The sequence below is a fragment of the Gephyromycinifex aptenodytis genome (genome assembly GCF_012277275.1).
GTDB classification, from domain to species: Bacteria; Actinomycetota; Actinomycetes; order Actinomycetales; family Dermatophilaceae; genus Gephyromycinifex; species Gephyromycinifex aptenodytis.
This window is the reverse complement of the sequence record NZ_CP051155.1, coordinates 2,235,977-2,252,523: the sequence shown is the minus strand read 5'-3', so window position 1 is coordinate 2,252,523 and position 16,547 is coordinate 2,235,977. Positions and strand designations below refer to the sequence as shown.

Genomic DNA, 16,547 nt, shown 5'->3' with positions numbered 1-16,547 from the left:
GACATGGATGAGGTAGTTCGCAACGGAGGGCAGTCGGAACAGAGCCGCGCCCCCGGCTGCCCGCCGCCGCCCGCTGTGGCGGAGCGAATCTACGGGTCAGCCCTGCCGATGGCCCAGTCCTACGCAGCGCATCTGGCCGATACCGGTGTCACACACGGGCTGATCGGACCACGTGAAGTCGAACGCTTGTGGGAACGTCATATCCTCAACTGCGCCGTTGTCAGTGAACTGATTCCGCAGTCGGCCCATCTGGTTGATGTCGGCTCCGGAGCAGGTCTGCCCGGATTGGCGGTGGCGATCGCCCGCCCGGATCTACAGATAGACCTGGTTGAGCCGATGGCGCGCCGGGTGGCCTGGCTGGAGGAGGTCATCACCGACCTAGGACTGAGCCACGTGCAGGTCCATCGGGGTCGAGCTGAGGAAGTCGCTGTCGTCGGTGACGTCGTCACGGCGCGTGCGGTATCGCGTTTAGCGACGCTGTCGGGTTGGATGGCGCCGCTGGTTCGGCCGGGCGGACTGATGCTCGCACTCAAGGGAGCCTCTGCCCAAGAAGAGTTAGAGCGGGATCGGGGTGCTGCGGGCCGGGTCGGTTGGGCTGAGTTGACGGTCCTTCAGGTCGGCACGGACTTACTGGAACAGCCGACGACCGTGATCAGAGGTGTACGCGTCGAAACCCGGTCCAGTCGGCGGACGGCACGGCGCCCACGTCGTTAAGGCTCACCCGAGGCCTAGTTGCTGTGATGTGCGGCCAAACTAGGGCTGGGCACCGGCCGGTGTGTGGGCCGATGCCCGGGTCGGACGTCTGAGCGACTAACGTAGGACGTCAGTCTCAGCCACGAGCAAGGATGTCGGGTGACACACGCAGCGCACAATCTCGGATGGCCCATAGCGGCCCGCCGGGTCGCCTCCACACCGTTGGGATGGCCGACTGTTTCACGTGAAACATGCGCCGATGCGGACGACTCAACTGCCGTCCAGGCGCCGGTAGCCTCCCCAGCGCAAGCGGGCCACAGCACAGGCCGGGGTACATCTGGTGAGCCGGGCGTTGCTGGGTCGACCCAGGAGCAGGCAGCGACAGAGCAGCAACCTGCGCGCGTGGCGGAGCCGATCTCCTACTCCGCAGCGGAAGCGCACGTCGGTCCCAGCTCGAATGACACCCCGGGGGCGCCCGAGCATGCCACATCCGCCGAAGATGACCAGGCCCCCGTGGTGGTGACTCCCACTGCAGCCGAGCACACAATCCCGGCTTCGTCTTTGACTCCACACCTCAGTTCGGAGACTGCAGAGCTAGCTGCGCAGACAAGTGAACCGGTCATCGCGACACTTGGCTCGACTGATGAAAAGCCGCTGGTCAGCGAGTATGCGAACGCGTCCGACGGCGAATCCCTGGCCGCAGTGGGCGCCAGCCGGCTGGATGAGAATGCCGACGCTGGTGCCGATGAGGCGCACACCCAACCGGTCGATGCCCGAACCGATTTTGCCAAGGGAGCCCGAACCGAGCACCACGCGGAGCCTGACGATCGCCGTCGGGCGCCACAGCGCATCCCGATGCCTGCGGGTGCGCCCTTCCCGCGGCCGGCCAAGACCCGGGTCATCACCATCGCCAATCAAAAGGGGGGCGTCGGTAAGACAACGACGGCAGTCAACCTCGCTGCTGCCCTGGCGGTTGGCGGCCTGCGGGTGCTCGTCATCGATACCGACCCGCAGGGAAATGCGAGCACGGCGCTGGGTATAGAACACCGTGCTGGGGTTCCCTCGGTGTACGAGGTCCTGGTCGACGACGTTCCTATCGCTGAGGTGGTGCAGGAATCACCGGACATCCCTGGTCTGTACTGCGTACCAGCCACTATCGACCTCGCTGGCGCAGAGATTGAACTGGTGTCCTTCGTGGCGCGCGAAATGCGACTACAGCGTGCCGTGCGCGCGTATCTGGCCGATGACGCGCCGGTGGATTACATCCTCATCGACTGCCCGCCGAGCCTCGGGCTGCTAACGATCAATGCCTTCGTGGCTGCTCAGGAAGTGTTGATCCCGATCCAGTGCGAGTACTACGCGCTCGAAGGACTCTCGATGCTGCTGCGCAATATTGAGATGATCCAGCGACATCTCAATCCTGACGTCCGGGTTTCTACGATCTTGTTAACGATGTATGACGCCCGAACCAGGCTCTCGGCCCAGGTGGCCGACGAGGTGCGCAGCCACTTCCCGGAATCGGTGCTGGGGGCGACGGTCCCCCGCTCTGTGCGGGTGTCCGAAGCGCCCAGCCACGGACAGACTGTGTTGACCTACGACCCGATGTGCACCGGGGCGCGAGCGTATTTGCATGCTGCGGCCGAGGTTGCTGCCCGGGCATAGCGGTGAGAACCACCAGCATCGTGCGCGCGTTTCGCGGTTGACAGGTGTTGGCCGACCCAACATCGCACACCAGATGTTCGGTGAGCCCGAGCAAGGAGTAGCGGTCCCCGACGTAGGCTCGGGGCCATCAGACAAGCGTGAGAGGGCGTGATGGCGTGGCAGAGCGACGTCGGGGGTTGGGCCGCGGGTTAGGAGCCCTTATCCCGGATGCTCCCCAGCAGGACCGGGAACGGGGTACGTACCCAACCGATGTGTTCTTCCGCGATGTTCCACGTGAAACATCAGCCCCGGAAGCGCGCACCCGGACGGCGGAGCAGGTGATGCCAGAGCTCACCCCGGTGCCGGGCGCGCGTTTCGCGCACTTGTCGGTGACAGAGATCAAGACCAACCCGCGGCAGCCCCGGACCGTCTTCGATGAAGACGAATTGTTCGAGCTGGTCTCGAGCATCAAAGAGATCGGTGTCCTGCAACCAGTTGTTGTCCGCCCGATGGATGATGGCTATGAACTCGTCATGGGTGAGCGCCGGTTGCGCGCTGCAACCGAGGCCGGCCTGACGCATATCCCGGCCATCGTTCGCGAGACCAGCGACGAGGCGATGCTTCGCGATGCCCTGCTGGAGAACCTGCATCGCAGCCAGCTAAACCCGTTGGAAGAGGCGGCTGCCTACCAGCAGCTGCTGGAGGACTTCGGGTGCACCCACGAGCAGTTGGCCGAACGGTTGGCCCGTTCCCGCCCACAGATCACCAACTCCGTGCGCCTGCTCCGGTTGCCCCCGTTGGTGGCGCGGCGGGTCGCGGCAGGCGTCCTCTCCGCAGGCCATGCACGCGCACTGCTTGGTTTGGATGATCCCGCGTCCATGGAGCGGCTGGCGCAGCGCATCGTGGCCGAGGGCTTGTCCGTGCGGAGCGTGGAGGAAATTGTCGCTCTGGGTGAGGGTGGGCCGGTACGTACCCGGACGTCCCGAACCAAGACGCCGACCCCCGAGTTGGAAGACCTGGCGGCGCGGCTCTCTGATCGTTGGGATACCCGGGTGGCCATCAACATGGGCCGTAAACGGGGCAAGCTCACGGTGGAGTTCGCCTCAGTGGATGATCTCAACCGCATCCTGGACGCTATCGGTGCTCCAGAAGATGCCGAGAAGTTGAACGCCGAAGGGAATGGTCTGTCCGCGGCTGGCTGATGTTTCACGTGAAACGGGGACCAGCCGCCCCTCAAGGCGGCTGATACACCAGCCCCTGACCAACTCGTGGCAGAGCGGATAAATCCACCCACCAGCTGGGGATAGATGACAAAAAGGCCGGCCCCGCAGGGCCGGCCTTTTGTGTGCGGTGCTCAGTTGATGAAGGGCTCCAGTTCGCGGAGCAGCTTCGGCTTGGGCTGCGCCCCGACGATGCTCTTCACCAAGTCGCCGCCCTGGTAGATGTTCAAAGCAGGGATGCCGGTGATGCCGTATCGAGCCGTCGTGGCCGGGTTCTCGTCGGTGTTGAGCTTGACGATGGTCAGCTTCTCGCCGTATTCAGCGGCGATCTCTTCCAAGATCGGGGCAATGGCTTTGCAGGGACCGCACCACGCGGCCCAGAAGTCGACGAGGACGGGCTTGCTGCTCTTGAGGACATCGTCACTGAAGGTGGCGTCCGTGGTGTCTTTGATGGCTCCCATGAGGGATCCTTTCTCGGTACGAAAATGGACAAGCTCGGCGCGAACCTATCGCACCCAGGATGCGTGCAGCTGTGCGGGTGTTCCGGCGATCAGGTCAGCGGGCGACGGATGGCGATTCGGCTTCCAGGTCAGCCAGGTAGCGCTCGGCATCCAACGCAGCCGCGCAGCCGCTGCCCGCGGCAGTGATGGCTTGGCGATAAGTGTGGTCCACCAAGTCACCGCAGGCAAAGACACCTGGCAGGTTGGTGGCGCTACCACGACCGTTGACCAGCACGTAGCCCTCGCCGTCCACCTGCACCTGGTCCCGAACCAGCTCGCTGCGCGGGTCGTGACCGATAGCGATGAACACTCCCGTCACATCGAGGCGGCGCTCTTGGCCTGTTGTGGTGTCGGTAAGCGTGACCCCTGAGACCTTGGCATCGCCGTGGATCGCAGTGACCTGAGAGTTCCACGCGAATTGGATCTTTTCATCCGAGTGCGCCCGGGCCGCCATGATCTTGGAAGCTCGCAGCTCGTCGCGGCGGTGCACGATCGTCACAGAGCGAGCGAAGCGGGTCAGGAAGGTCGCCTCTTCCACTGCGGAATCCCCGCCGCCGACGACAACGATGTCCTGATCGCGGAAGAAGAAGCCATCGCAGGTGGCGCACCAGGACACTCCGTGACCGGAGAGACGCTTCTCTTCAGGTAGCCCAAGCTCACGATAGGCAGAACCCATGGCCAGGATGACCGTGCGAGCGCGGTAGGTACGGCCGGAACCATCAACCAGGGTCTTCACCTCGTCGTCAAGGGTCATCTCCACGACGTCATCGGCGATGAGCTCTGCGCCGAATCGTTGCGCCTGGGCCTTCATGTTGTCCATGAGATCGGGGCCCATGATGGCGTCGGGGAAGCCGGGGAAGTTCTCTACCTCGGTGGTGTTGATCAGCGCTCCACCCGCGGTGATCGAACCGGTGATGACGACCGGTTTAAGATCGGCTCGCGCAGCATAGATAGCCGCGGTGTACCCAGCAGGGCCAGAGCCCACGATGATGACGTCATGCAGGTCAGAGGTCACGAAAGTCCTTCAAGACGGGCCCGGTCCGCTCAGGGCGTATCAGGGTCGGTTTGGGCGTTGCGATTGTCATTGACAAAGGGAAAGCACCAATGACAACCGCCCAGCCTGCCGGCTTGTTCCGTTCGGCCTCGGGCGAGGAACTCAGCGAAGGGTGGCAGGCCCGTAGAGGATGTCCCCACCCGAGCTGCAGGCGCGTTTGACGACCGCAACCCGGGATCCAGGGTCTGAACCGGTGACGATGACCGCGGCCGGCGCACCTTCGAAGGTCGCCAGATCCACATGGACGGCTGCAGTTTCGCTGATTCCGGTGGCGCGCAGGCAGTGCCGCAGGCCTTCGCCGGTACGCAGGGGGCTGGAGGGCAGCGCGACGTCAGAGGCGCCGTGGTCCACCGCTGCGACAGCAGCCGCCTGATCGTGCAGCGAGCTTGCCGTGTAGAGAGTGCCGCTGGCGAGGACGATCGGCTCGCCGGGCGTGGGTGGGTTGCCCGGAGGCGTGGTGGCCGAGTGCGAGCTGGACGCGCCGGGCACACTGGCCGGGCTGTATGCCGCTGCGGCCGGACTGGAATCTCGGTGCATCAGTTCAGTGGTCAGGTTTCGCAGCGGTTCGGCGGAGTCCAGCTGGTTCACCACCGTCCAACCCGCTATGCCGATGAGAGCCCCGGCGACCCCGATCCCGGCGAACAGTCGCTTATGTCCGCGTCGCCGGTTTTCGAAGCAGGGGTCGAAGCGCAGGGTGGGCGAAGAGTCCTGTCGAGCACGTTCTTCGTCGGCCAAGGTTGAGGAGATCCGGGCGACCAGGTCATCCGACTGATGTTCCGGGTCGGGCAAGCCAGACAAAAGGGACTGGATGCCGGTGGGGTCGTCGTCCCCGTCATGTTTACCCATTCAGCACCCTCCCCTCCATGGCCGTCTTGGTGCTCGAAGCCGACCCACCATGAGGTAGACGCCCGAGGCTAGAGGAAGGTTCCTACCCTGAACTGCGGCGACGACGCACAGGACATCTCCGGTGAGACTCAGGAGAGGCTGATCTCACTGATCGTTGCCCGGAAGCGGTCACCATCTTCGGCCGCCGAGGAGACCATCACGATGATGTAGCGGCCCTTGCCCTGGGCCTGCTTGGGGATGTCGATCTCCTGGGTGCCGGTCACGCCCTGCAGGCTCGCGACCTCGGTGGCGTCCTTCAGGGAGCGTGAGGAGTTGATCGACACCGTGACGTCCTGTGGGTTCTCCGCCAGCGTCAGGCTGATGTGGGAGGGCGCCGCGTCCTTAGGCAGCGTGAAGGCTAGACCCACGCTGTCCTTGAGGGTCTGGTAATCCGCAGCCTTGTAGCCCTCCGAGGTCCACGCTGTCTCGGGGTCGCCGTCGTAGGCGCGTGGCGCCTGTCCGTCGTTCTCTTTATTGTCGCCCTGGGGGTCCATGGCACGCGCCGAAACAATAGCGATCGGGGCGGCAGAGGTGGGCGAGGTCGCCGGGCTCGAACTGGTCGCTGCAGCGGCGGGACTGGAGGTCACGGCGCGTGAGGTCGGCCGGGCGGCGGGCGTTGCCTCGGTGGTCGCACTGTCGAAGGCGCTGGTCAGCGAAGGGATGGCGATAGCGAGCGCGAGCAGGATGCTGCCACCGACGATCCCCAGCACAAGCTTGGCGTGGCTACCCTCTACCGCCAACGGCGCGGGCGCCAGCAGCGGGGCGGGCGGCTCGGCCAGGGCAGGTGATTCCTCCAATGCCTCCGGCAGGTCCAGGTAGCCGGGGTCGCGACGACGGGCCGCGATCTCCCGGCGCGCTTCAGCGGCCCGGGCCGCCCGCTCGTGGGCCTTCTGCTCGCGATGGGTGGGACGACGCTCCACAGTGGGACTGGCGCTGCCGACAGCCCCGCCCGCGATGGCAGAGCCTGCGCTGGCGGCAGAAGAAGCAGCAGTCCGATGCGGGGCCCGCGGTATCTCGGTAGCCGGCGCGCTCGCTCTGGGGCTCACATGGTGCACCAGCGTGTGTGACCAGGGCGAAAGGTGACGAATGAGTTCTTCGGTGGTCCTGGGGCCGGTGCTGCGGTTGAGCGTGCGACGACACAACGCATCCAGGTCGGCCGGAACCGCGACGGCGATCTCGGCCGGAGCCGCCACCCCACCGGCGAGTCGCGGAGCGGCCTCCAGTCCGGGCATCGAGCCCCGAAGCGGCCACCGGGTGGTCATCGCGGCGTAGAGCACCGCTACCACGCCGAGAGTGTCCAGGCGGTCCGCCTCGGACGGGTCGGGCTGGGTCGTGCCTTCCACAGCGGCAGCCGTTGCCAAACCGGCGATCTTGATCAGTCCGGCGTTGCTGCGGCGCACGGCGTGCGGCGTCAGATGCAAATGGTGCAGCCCGTTGCGCCGGGCCACCTCCAGAGCGCTGGCGACTTCACCAGCGATGCGACGGGCCTCCTCAGGAGGCAGCGGGCCATCCTGCAACAGGTCAGCCACGCTCGTCGTCTCCGCCAGGGACTCCTCGACGATCCAGGCGATGTCGCCGCGTGAGCCAACATCGAGTACCCGCACCAGGCGTGGGTCGTTCACCACGGCGCTACTGCGGGCGGCATCCAGTACCGCCTGCGCCCGGGGGAAGGACATGGGGAAAAGGGTCACTGACACATCGCGTTGCAGCGTGCTGTCGGTGGCGGCCCAAACCTCGATGACCCCCAGCGTGGCGCGGCGCTCACGCAGGGCATACCGGCCCGCCACGAGACGCCCGGTTCCTACCCCTTGCACGAGTGCCCCCTTAGCGCAGAGCGTTTCACGGCCCCGAATGTCGTTGTGCCTGTTTTGACTTCTCACCACGTGGTGGCGAGGCCTGGTGCAAAGACAAGTCTATGCGCGCGGGGCGCCTCGGCCGCTCGCGCCGCGCAGACGGCGCAACACCGGCCCGAGGAATTCCTCGAGTTCACTGATCCGCATCCGGCGTGCGGCCGCGATGTACATGACGATGAACACGGTTCCGCCCACCGCGAGCGCGACGACGGAGGCGAACCACATTCCATCAGCCGGGCCGCCCATAACCGCAGGTAGGTAGGTACGGGAGAGCCAGGCGATCAACGCGGCGACCAGTGCGGCCGGCAGGGATGCGACGAAGGCGCGAACCCAGGTGCGCACCGACACCGCGTAGGAAAGACCCCCCAGGTGCCTGCTCAACCAGATGAGCGCCACCGCGGCCGCCACGATGTTGCTCAAGGCCTGACCACCGGCGACACCGATCGCGCGGAACTGAGCCGCAACCAGATAGCTGGACAACGCGACCGCCGCTCCGACACCGGTGTTGAGCAGCTGCAGCATGAAAGGCGTCTTAGCGTCCTCGTAGGCGAAGAAAGCGCGTTGGGCGACGTAGAACGCGCCGTAGGCGGGCAGGCCGATCATCATCGCCATCATCACGTAGCCGATGGCATTGGTCGTTTCGCTGCTGCTGCCGACGAAGATCGTCGCGGTCAACGCGGTCCCCAACGCCAACGTGCCGGCCATGACCGGGATGACCGTGGCTCCCACGATGCCCAGGCCGTGCAGCACATCGTGGCGTACCGAGTCGGTGTCCTGGTTCGCAGCCGCCTTGGACATCGAGGTGAACAGGGCCGTGACCACCGAGACGGTGATGAGCCCGTGCGGTGTCATGAACAGCATGAATGCGCTGTCGTAGGCGAGCTTGCCGGTGTTGCCGCCCTCGACTGCTGAGGTGAGCACCTTGGATTGGACGACGAGCCCAAGCTGGCTGATGACCAGTGCAGCGAAAGTCCACATCGCGACCCGGCTGGCGCTGCCCAAACCGACGCCCCGGAAGCCGGTGCGCGGCCGGTAGCGGAACCCGCTGCGCCACAACGGAACGAGAAGGATCAAGGCCTGCAGGGCCACCCCGACGGTCAACGAACCGGCCAGCAGCCACACCATCGGTGGCGTGAATTGGTCGGGGTGACCGAGCTGGTGGCCGTACAGGTACAGGAAGCTGCCCAGCCCGAGGATCCAGACGATGTTGCACAGCACCGGTGCCCAGGAGAACCAGCCGAAGGCTTCGCGGGCGTTGAGGACCTGGCCGAGGATGGCGTACAGCCCGTAGAAGAAGATCGCCGGTAGCGCGATGTAGGCGAAAGCGACTGCCAGCTCGCGCCCGCCGGGTGGGAAGGCGGAGTCGGAGAACAGCCGAACCAACCAGGGTGCTGCGGGGACGGCGAGCAGGGTGACGACGCCCAAGCCGATCAGTGCCAGAGTGAGCAGCTTGTCGATGAACTCTCGCCCGCCGTCCTCCTGCTTCTGGGCTTTGGTGATCTGCGGGACGAGCACGGCGTTGAGCACACCGCCGGCCAACAGCAGGAACACCGTGTTCGGCAAGGTGTTGGCGATGCTCCAGGCATCACCGGCTACCGATCGGCCGAAGATCATGACGATCATGGCCTGGCGCACCACACCGAGGATTCGCGAGACGAAGCTGCCTGCCGCCATCACCGCGCTATTGCGTGCGAGGCTGCGGTTCTTCGTCGCCGTCATGGTCGCCTCATCTCCTGCGGGGCAGCGCGGATCGCCGCCCGATCATCCATCGACGTCGTCATCGTAGTGAGCCGTCGGCCGTTGCCGTGCACGCCCCGCGCCCGCAGGCTCTGCAACGTCGCTGACTCAGGGTGTGCGGCCCCCTGTCGAGGTGCTCTCAACGGCTCGAAGTTCGGCGGCACTGACCCTGCGCTCGCCGGCCCGGATGGCCCGGAACAGTCCCGCGACGAAAATGAGTCCGACAACGGCTCCCACCCCGAGAACGAGCCAGCCGTTCGTGGGCCGGACGCGCACATGCACGGTGCTGACATCACCGAGGGGTTGGCCAGAGGGTGTCTGCAGATAGGTGCGGATCGGCACGATCCCGGCAGCTACGGCTTCTACATTGAGCCGCACCGTGGTTCGGCTCTTGGGTCGGATTCGCAGCGGGCCAGGGTCGGACAGGATCCGCAACCGGGGGTGACGGCCCCGGACCTGGGTCACCAAGCGCACATCGTGCACCTCGACATTGAGGTCGTTGACCACCGTGACCTGCAGGGCGCCATGTTCGGCGAAGAAGTTGACGGTGCTGGGGGCCACGGTGACCCCTTCGGTAAGGGTGTTGAGCCGCTGCTCGAGGTCGTTGGTCACCTGCTGCCAAGCGGGCACCTGCCCACGCCAGCGGGTGGAGGTGAGCACGGCGGGCAACCCCCGGCCGGGAACCATGGGGCTCTCCAGCACTCCTGCGATGGCTTCTGCGCGGGAGCCGAGAGCGCGCACCTTGGCCACGGAGTCGTGGGTCAGCGGGGAAGGCGGCGTGGCCGCTGGCGTGGCCGGCACGCTCACGCCGGGGGTCGTGCCTGCTGCGGCGCTTCGGTCCAACAACTGCCCCGCGGGAGTGCTGGTGACCCACGGTGCAGCGTTCACTGCGGCCAGAAGCGTTCGTAAGGTGGCCGGGTCTGGGTTGAAGCCGCGCTCGGGCAGGGCCAGCACAGTGCGGGCCCGCCCGGGTGATTCCTGCAACAGCGCGACGGAGTCGGCCAGGGCTTGCTGGCTCAGTGCTGCCCCGGACTGGGCCTGTGAAGTGGCCGAGAGCAACCCGGACAGGGTGTCGTCGACGGCGAGCACGTGTCGCCCGGAGTCCGTCCGTACGGCCTGGCCAGTGGCTGCGCCGGCAGAATCGATGCGTGAGGTCGGGATGAGCAGCGTGGGTTCGTGCTCGCCGGGGAAGGCGCCGGCGACCGTGCGGCGAGTCGATTCCCGGGTGGAGCCGGCCAACCAGGCCAGGACCGGTGGCTCGCCGCCCAGGGAGGTGGCCGACCCGGTGGGTCCGGCAGCGCTCTGGAGGGTCTGGGCCAGGAGCGCGGGATCGCTGACCGCTAACGCTGAAAGGTCCGGGTCGTGTCGCGGGAGCAACCACAGGCCTTGATCACCGCGATTACCCAGCGCGTCCATCAGCGGGCTCGACGCCGGCTCCGGTGTCGAGGCGGCGGCGGTCGCTGGGCCGGATCCCGGTGCGGGGGTGCTCGTGGTTGGGTCTTTGGCGGACGTCGGGTCGATCAGTGCCGGGTCCAGCAGCCACGTCACCTGCTCGTCGGCGGCGCCTTCCAAGGCGCGCATCCCGGGTGAGTTGACGTCGGTGGCTGCTTGCCAGGCAGCTTGGACTTCCGGAGCGGTCCCGGTGACCAGCCGCGGGTCGGGGCTCATCGTCAGCGGTAAAGCGATAGCCAGCCGCAGCGGCTCATATTCCTTGCGGACCTGGAAGGGCACGAAGGTGGCGATGACCTGGCTTGCCCCGGCAGTGGTGAGCTGAATGCTCAACGGCAGGGCGCCGTAGGGACCGGGCATCCTGATTCGCTCGGCAGGTATGCGGATGGCGACGGGGCTGCTCTGGCCTGCAGCAAGGCCAGCCACCTCGGTGGAAACCACCGAGGGGTAGGAGGTCGCGGGGCGGGCCGCGTGCGCGGCTACCTCGGCGCGGGTGCGCAGCGGGCGGGTGCCCAGGCGCAGGTTGACGGCCGTCTTCGGTGTCGGCTGGCGGCTGGGATTGCTGATGAGGAGACGAACGATGAGGTCGTGGCCCGGGGATGCGATCGAGGGGCTGACACCGACCAGACCGGCGTGCAGGGACTCACGCTGAGCAGGCTGGGCCGAACCCGGCGTGTCCCGGCTCACTGCGGCGGGAGTTGTCGCGACGGGGGGGTGCTGGGCGCCGAAGCGGGCGGTGGAGGCGCTTAGCGTGGCCCCACTGGCTGCTGCCGGAAGGGGAAACCCAGCGACAACGAAGATGAACGCCACGAACACCCGCATCAGGAACGGGCTGGAGCCGGCGTGAGTCATCCGTCCCCGGCCAGCCTCTCCCAGGCGAGTTGGGCGATGCGACGTTCGTTGGGGAACGTCAGGTGCTCCTGCACATCGTCCAGGGGTACCCAGGCCACGTCGATGGCTTCCTTGTCGGGGTCGTTTTCGATCGTCAGATGCCCCCCGATCGCTTCCAGCAGGTAGTGGTGAACCACCTTGTGGACCCGTCGGTCGTGGGTGGAGAACCAGTAGTCGATGGTGCCGAGGGTGGTCAGGACACGCCCGTTGATGCCCGTCTCTTCGGCTACTTCGCGCTCAGCGGTCTGAACCAGGGTCTCGTCGTTCTCCTGATGACCCTTGGGCAGACACCACTCGACACGTCCGGCGCGGTTGCGTCGGGCAATGATCGCTATTCGAGCCTTGCCCTCAACCACGTCAACGACGATGCCACCCGCTGAGGTTTCGAGCACCGCAGGCAGCCGCCGCGTAGGGCGGCCGGGGCGCGGTGTCATGGTCATTACGTCACTGTATGGGAACCGGGCGCGGGGTACGTCGATGCTCGCCGGGGCCGGCGTGGGTCTGCGGTGAGTGCGGTCGCTTCGGGCACGTAATCGATGGTGCGGCCGGGTGCCGGGTCGCCGCGCAGGACGTCCTTCAGCCGCCTGGCCTACCCTTGGGCCTCGTGTCACATCCTCCTCGCATCGGACCCCTGCTTGCTGAGGCCCTCGCCCAGCTTGCCCCGTCCCTGCCGTTGTTGCTCGAGCTCGGCGCCAGATTCACCGACGCAGGCCACGAGATAGCGCTGGTCGGTGGCCCGGTGCGGGACGCCTTCCTCGGCCGGGCCAGCCTCGATCTGGACCTGACGACCTCGGCGTTGCCCGAGGACAGCGAACAGATCCTGTCCGGCTGGGGCGATACGACCTGGGATATGGGACGCGAGTTCGGCACGATCGGCGCCCGGAAGGGCTCCACGATCGTGGAGGTGACGACTTACCGCGCGGATGCCTACGACGGTGAGTCACGCAAACCCGTCGTCGCTTTCGGTGACAGCCTGCTGGGGGATCTGGTGCGCCGGGACTTCACGGTCAACGCGATGGCGCTGCGCCTGCCTGATCTGGAGTTCGTGGATCCGCATGAGGGTTTGACCGATCTGGCCGCGCGTCGGCTGCGCACCCCTGGCACACCGGAGATCTCGTTTGCGGATGACCCGCTGCGGATGATGCGCGCCGCCCGGTTCGCGGCCCAGCTGGGCGTGCAGGTGGCTCCCGAGGTGCGCTCGGCGATGAGCGCCATGGCCAATTCGTTGTCGATCGTGTCGGCGGAGCGGATTCGCGACGAGTTCAGCAAGCTCATGCTGGCCGATGACCCGGTGCCGGGCCTGCGGCTGCTGGTCGAGACGGGCCTGGCACAGGTCATGCTGCCGGAACTGCCGGCGCTGCAGCTGGAGACGGATGAACATCACCGACACAAGGACGTCTATGAGCACTCCTTGACGGTGCTGCGCCAGGCCATCGAACTGGAAGGCAAGCCCGGTAGTGAGCCGGAGCAGGTACCCGGTCCCGATCTGATGCTGCGTCTGGCGGCGCTGCTGCACGACATCGGCAAGCCGGCGACTCGGCGTTTCGAGCCCGGCGGCGGGGTCAGTTTCCACCACCACGAGGTCGTCGGCGCCAAGATGACGGCCAAACGGCTGCGTGCTCTGCGCTATGACAAGGACACCATCAAGGGTGTTTCACGGCTGGTGGAGTTGCACCTGCGCTTTCACGGCTACGGCTCCGGTGAGTGGACTGACTCGGCGGTGCGTCGCTACATCACCGACGCCGGGCCGCTCCTGCAGCGCCTGCACCGGCTCACCCGCGCTGACTGCACCACGCGCAACCGGCGCAAGGCGGAACTGCTGCGGCGCACTTACGACTCGCTTGAAGAGCGGATCGCGGTCCTGTGTGAGCAGGAGGAACTGGCCAAGGTGCGCCCGGAGCTGGACGGTAACGAGATCGGCGCCGTGCTCGGCATCGCGCCCGGCCCTCTGGTCGGTCGCGCCTACAAGTACCTGCTGTCGGTGCGTCTGGACCAAGGCGTGCTGGGCAAGGAAGCGGCCACCGCGGTGCTGCAGCAGTGGTGGTCACAGCAGCCAGAGTCCGGCGCCACGGACCAGAGGTGAACCGGCGCTGGTCCGGGAGCAGGACCCGGACCAGCGGTGATGCGATGTTTCACGTGAATCAGCGGCTCAGGCGGCCCTGAGGTCTCGGCGCTCGAAGGTCACGACCGCGATGACCGCCAGGAGCAGCGCGCCGGCGCCCAGCCCGCCCAGGCCTGTCCAGTCGAAGCCGGTTTGCAGCGGATGGCTGCCCAGTCCCCATTCGAACGGTGAGAGGTCCGGGATCCAGTCGGCGATGCGCCCGCCCAGGTTTCGGGCCAAGTACCCAAGGACAGCCACCGAGGAGGCGACGGCCAGCGCGAGGCCGCGGCGCCCGGTGGCGGCTCCCAGCGCTAGCGCCAGCATCCCGTGCAGCAGAGCGATCATGCCCAGGCCGGCGGCTGCCGCCAGGATGCCGAGGCCGGACAGCTCCAGCTGGGAGGGGCCGTTGAGCAACGCCACCGCCAGGGCCGTGCACAACGCCATGGTCGCGATGAACAGGATGAGAACCAGAACCCGGGAGAGCACCACAGTGCGGCGCCCGGCGGCATGGGCCAGGGTGAGTTCCAGGGCGCCGCTCTCCTCAGCCCCGGCGATGGAGCGGGCACCTAAACCGATGGCGGCGATGAGCATGATCAGCAGCCCGAGCATGGAGAAGACGGTTTGTTCGGTGTACCCGGCCGGATTGGACATGGTCAGGGCATCCAGACCGAACCCGTCCAGCATCTCTGGGGGCAGAGCCTCGAGCTTGGCGCTGAGTAGGTCACTCTGCTTCATCGAGGGGTAGAGCGGCAGGTAGAGCAGGCAGATCACGACCATTGCCAGGCTCCAGCCGAGCAGGCCGCGAGCGCAGTCTTGGAAATAGCGGCTGACCAGCGGCGACAGGTTCATCGTGTCCTCGGATCATGAGTCTCGGTGCTGGTTGCTGCGGTCAGGTCAGCCGGGGTCGGATTGTCGTCGTGCTCGCCGGCGTAGAGCCGCATCACGGCGGTCTCCAGATCGGGGCGTTGTGCGCTCAGGTCGAGCACGGTGTGTCGGGCCAGTAGTTTCAGGGCGGCGTCCGGAGTGCCGGGGAGGTCCAGGAGGAGTTCGTCGTCGTGGCCGGGGACCCGCTCCACTGAACGCACTCCGGCTGCATCGCGCAGCTGGAGTAGCTCCTGGTCACTGGGGGCAGCGCCTAGCTGCACGCGCATGCTCGAACCGAGGCGGCCGCGTAGCTCTGGCACGGTGGCAGCAACCTCCAGGCGCCCGTCACGCAAGACCCCAACCCGGTCGGCGATGTGTTCGATCTCGGACAGGACATGGCTGGACAGGAAAACGGTCTGGCCGCCTTGGCGAGCCTCGATCAACATGAGTTGGAACTCTTGCTGAACCAGCGGATCCAGCCCCGAGGTCGGCTCGTCCAGGATGAGCAGTTCGGGGCGGTGGGCGAAAGCTTGAACGAGTCCGACCTTCTGCTTGTTGCCTTTGGACAGTCCGCGCACTGCTCTGCTGGGGTCGAGCCCGAGCCGTTCGGCATAGGGGCGCCAGTCGTAGCGCGAGCCTGGCCCGGCGGCACTGATCTCGGCGTAGTGGTTGAGCAGGGTCGCCACGTTCATGCGCCCCTGCAGATGCAACTCGCCCGGTAGGTAGCCGATATGGCTACGGATCCGAGCTCCGCCCGTGCGGGGGTCCTCGCCAAGCACCCGCACGTAGCCGGCGCTGGCTCGGATGATGTCGAGCAAGATCCGCATCGTCGTGGTCTTCCCGGCGCCGTTGGGCCCGATGAAGCCGTAGATCTCGCCATGTGCGACCTCGACGTCGATGCCGCGTAGGGCGACGTGCGGGCCGTAACTCTTGTGCAACTCGCGGATCTCGATGGCGGGCATCTCAGTCTTCCTGCCTTTCTCGGGTTGCGGCGCGGTCGACGTCGTCGGTCACCAGATCGGGGTTGATCAGGCCTTGGGTGTACAGCTCCAGTGCTAGGCGGCTGTATTTGGTCAGGACGTCCGCGTCGAACAGGGCGGTTCCGCCCAGGCGCCGGGCCAGCGGCTGTTGGAAGACGAGCGCACCCAGGCCGTAGGCGGTCAGTACGGCGGCGCGCCCGGCCGGGTCGAGGCTGGGTTTGATGTTGTCCGCTTTCTCCCCGAGCGCGAGTTGATCCTCGACGCCTGCGGCTATCCGTTCGAAGAGCTCACCTGCCAGGTCGCCGCCGTCGATCAGGACGCGGATCAGGTAGGCCGCAGGGGCCTGGAACTGCGGTGAGTCCGCGAGGAGGGCCGACAGAGATAGCGGGGACATGGCCGACAGCGCGGCGGATTTGTGAATGCTCATCAGGTCGAGCAAGTGGGCGTCGCAGGCGGTGCGCAGGCCGTCTTTGCTGCCGAAGTGGTGCAGCACCAAAGCGGGCGAGACCTGGGCGTGGGCGGCGATGGCGCGCACGGTCGTTCGTTCGTAGCCCAGTTGGGCGAACAGCTCCAGCCCGGCGTTGCGGATCCGAGCGTGAGCCGTTAGGTCTGAACCCATGTTCAGTAGGCTAAACCTGTGTTCAGCGCCGGGGCAAGGAAAATGTGCCCGCCGTAGACC

14 protein-coding genes are annotated in these 16,547 nt (G+C 66.5%); 4 read left to right on the top strand and 10 right to left on the bottom strand.

Translation table 11 applies throughout. The annotated features are described in order from the left end of the window. Window positions 1–3: 3 nt before the first annotated feature. The 3 genes from rsmG (at window position 4) to G9V96_RS09660 (ending at window position 3,536) form a co-directional block, all read left to right on the top strand. Window positions 4–714: a 16S rRNA (guanine(527)-N(7))-methyltransferase RsmG gene (rsmG, locus tag G9V96_RS09670; protein ID WP_168582843.1), complete on the top strand. Its 711-nt coding sequence runs from the start codon at window positions 4–6 to the stop codon at window positions 712–714. Between the two features lie 681 nt (window positions 715–1,395). Continuing rightward, window positions 1,396–2,355 carry a ParA family protein gene (locus G9V96_RS09665; RefSeq protein WP_404861443.1) on the top strand — a complete coding sequence of 320 codons (960 nt, stop codon included), beginning with the start codon at window positions 1,396–1,398 and terminating at the stop codon, window positions 2,353–2,355. A gap of 155 nt (window positions 2,356–2,510) precedes the next feature. Then, the gene (locus G9V96_RS09660) at window positions 2,511–3,536 is read left to right on the top strand and encodes a ParB/RepB/Spo0J family partition protein (RefSeq protein WP_168582842.1); all 1,026 of its coding nucleotides are present in this window, start codon (window positions 2,511–2,513) and stop codon (window positions 3,534–3,536) included. A gap of 152 nt (window positions 3,537–3,688) precedes the next feature. Here G9V96_RS09660 and trxA read toward each other — a convergent pair whose 3' ends face one another. The 7 genes from trxA to G9V96_RS09625 form a co-directional block, all read right to left on the bottom strand. After that, window positions 3,689–4,015 carry a thioredoxin gene (gene trxA / locus G9V96_RS09655; protein ID WP_168582841.1) on the bottom strand — a complete coding sequence of 109 codons (327 nt, stop codon included), beginning with the start codon at window positions 4,013–4,015 and terminating at the stop codon, window positions 3,689–3,691. A gap of 94 nt (window positions 4,016–4,109) precedes the next feature. After that, window positions 4,110–5,069: a thioredoxin-disulfide reductase gene (gene trxB / locus G9V96_RS09650; protein WP_168582840.1), complete on the bottom strand. Its 960-nt coding sequence runs from the start codon at window positions 5,067–5,069 to the stop codon at window positions 4,110–4,112. Between the two features lie 141 nt (window positions 5,070–5,210). Then, complete coding sequence (locus G9V96_RS09645; protein WP_168582839.1) at window positions 5,211–5,954, bottom strand: hypothetical protein; 744 nt, start codon at window positions 5,952–5,954, stop codon at window positions 5,211–5,213. Window positions 5,955–6,082: 128 nt separating this feature from the next. After that, complete coding sequence (locus tag G9V96_RS09640; RefSeq protein ID WP_168582838.1) at window positions 6,083–7,807, bottom strand: protein kinase family protein; 1,725 nt, start codon at window positions 7,805–7,807, stop codon at window positions 6,083–6,085. A gap of 99 nt (window positions 7,808–7,906) precedes the next feature. Further along, entirely contained in the window at window positions 7,907–9,565 is a 1,659-nt protein-coding gene (gene murJ / locus G9V96_RS09635) for a murein biosynthesis integral membrane protein MurJ (protein WP_168582837.1), read from the bottom strand. Window positions 9,566–9,691: 126 nt separating this feature from the next. After that, complete coding sequence (locus G9V96_RS09630) at window positions 9,692–11,884, bottom strand: DUF6049 family protein (RefSeq protein ID WP_168582836.1); 2,193 nt, start codon at window positions 11,882–11,884, stop codon at window positions 9,692–9,694. Further along, entirely contained in the window at window positions 11,881–12,363 is a 483-nt protein-coding gene (locus G9V96_RS09625) for an NUDIX hydrolase (RefSeq protein WP_168582835.1), read from the bottom strand. The genes G9V96_RS09630 and G9V96_RS09625 overlap by 4 nt, the downstream gene beginning before the upstream one ends. 164 nt (window positions 12,364–12,527) lie before the next feature. On the opposite strand from G9V96_RS09625, the gene G9V96_RS09620 reads away from it, so the two are divergent. After that, window positions 12,528–14,006, top strand: a complete 1,479-nt coding sequence (locus G9V96_RS09620; RefSeq protein WP_226913258.1) for a CCA tRNA nucleotidyltransferase — start codon at window positions 12,528–12,530, stop codon at window positions 14,004–14,006. A gap of 66 nt (window positions 14,007–14,072) precedes the next feature. Here the strand turns inward: G9V96_RS09620 and G9V96_RS09615 are convergent, their stop codons facing one another. From G9V96_RS09615 to G9V96_RS09605, 3 genes are read right to left on the bottom strand one after another with little or no spacing between them, the layout of a single operon-like run. Beyond that, complete coding sequence (locus tag G9V96_RS09615; protein WP_168582833.1) at window positions 14,073–14,873, bottom strand: ABC transporter permease subunit; 801 nt, start codon at window positions 14,871–14,873, stop codon at window positions 14,073–14,075. Further along, window positions 14,870–15,850, bottom strand: a complete 981-nt coding sequence (locus G9V96_RS09610; RefSeq protein WP_168582832.1) for an ABC transporter ATP-binding protein — start codon at window positions 15,848–15,850, stop codon at window positions 14,870–14,872. The genes G9V96_RS09615 and G9V96_RS09610 overlap by 4 nt, the downstream gene beginning before the upstream one ends. Window position 15,851: 1 nt before the next feature. After that, window positions 15,852–16,487: a TetR family transcriptional regulator gene (locus tag G9V96_RS09605; RefSeq protein WP_168582831.1), complete on the bottom strand. Its 636-nt coding sequence runs from the start codon at window positions 16,485–16,487 to the stop codon at window positions 15,852–15,854. Between the last annotated feature and the right edge of the window lie 60 nt (window positions 16,488–16,547).

Excerpts from the sequence above, each read along its gene's own strand:
- G9V96_RS09625 (WP_168582835.1), bottom strand. The coding sequence starts at position 12,363 with ATGACCATGACACCGCGCCCCGGCCGCCCTACGCGGCGGCTGCCTGCG.
- G9V96_RS09605 (WP_168582831.1), bottom strand. The coding sequence starts at position 16,487 with ATGGGTTCAGACCTAACGGCTCACGCTCGGATCCGCAACGCCGGGCTG.
- murJ (WP_168582837.1), bottom strand. The coding sequence starts at position 9,565 with ATGACGGCGACGAAGAACCGCAGCCTCGCACGCAATAGCGCGGTGATG.
- rsmG (WP_168582843.1), top strand. The coding sequence starts at position 4 with ATGGATGAGGTAGTTCGCAACGGAGGGCAGTCGGAACAGAGCCGCGCC.
- trxA (WP_168582841.1), bottom strand. The coding sequence starts at position 4,015 with ATGGGAGCCATCAAAGACACCACGGACGCCACCTTCAGTGACGATGTC.
- G9V96_RS09645 (WP_168582839.1), bottom strand. The coding sequence starts at position 5,954 with ATGGGTAAACATGACGGGGACGACGACCCCACCGGCATCCAGTCCCTT.
- G9V96_RS09630 (WP_168582836.1), bottom strand. The coding sequence starts at position 11,884 with ATGACTCACGCCGGCTCCAGCCCGTTCCTGATGCGGGTGTTCGTGGCG.
- G9V96_RS09615 (WP_168582833.1), bottom strand. The coding sequence starts at position 14,873 with ATGAACCTGTCGCCGCTGGTCAGCCGCTATTTCCAAGACTGCGCTCGC.
- G9V96_RS09610 (WP_168582832.1), bottom strand. The coding sequence starts at position 15,850 with ATGCCCGCCATCGAGATCCGCGAGTTGCACAAGAGTTACGGCCCGCAC.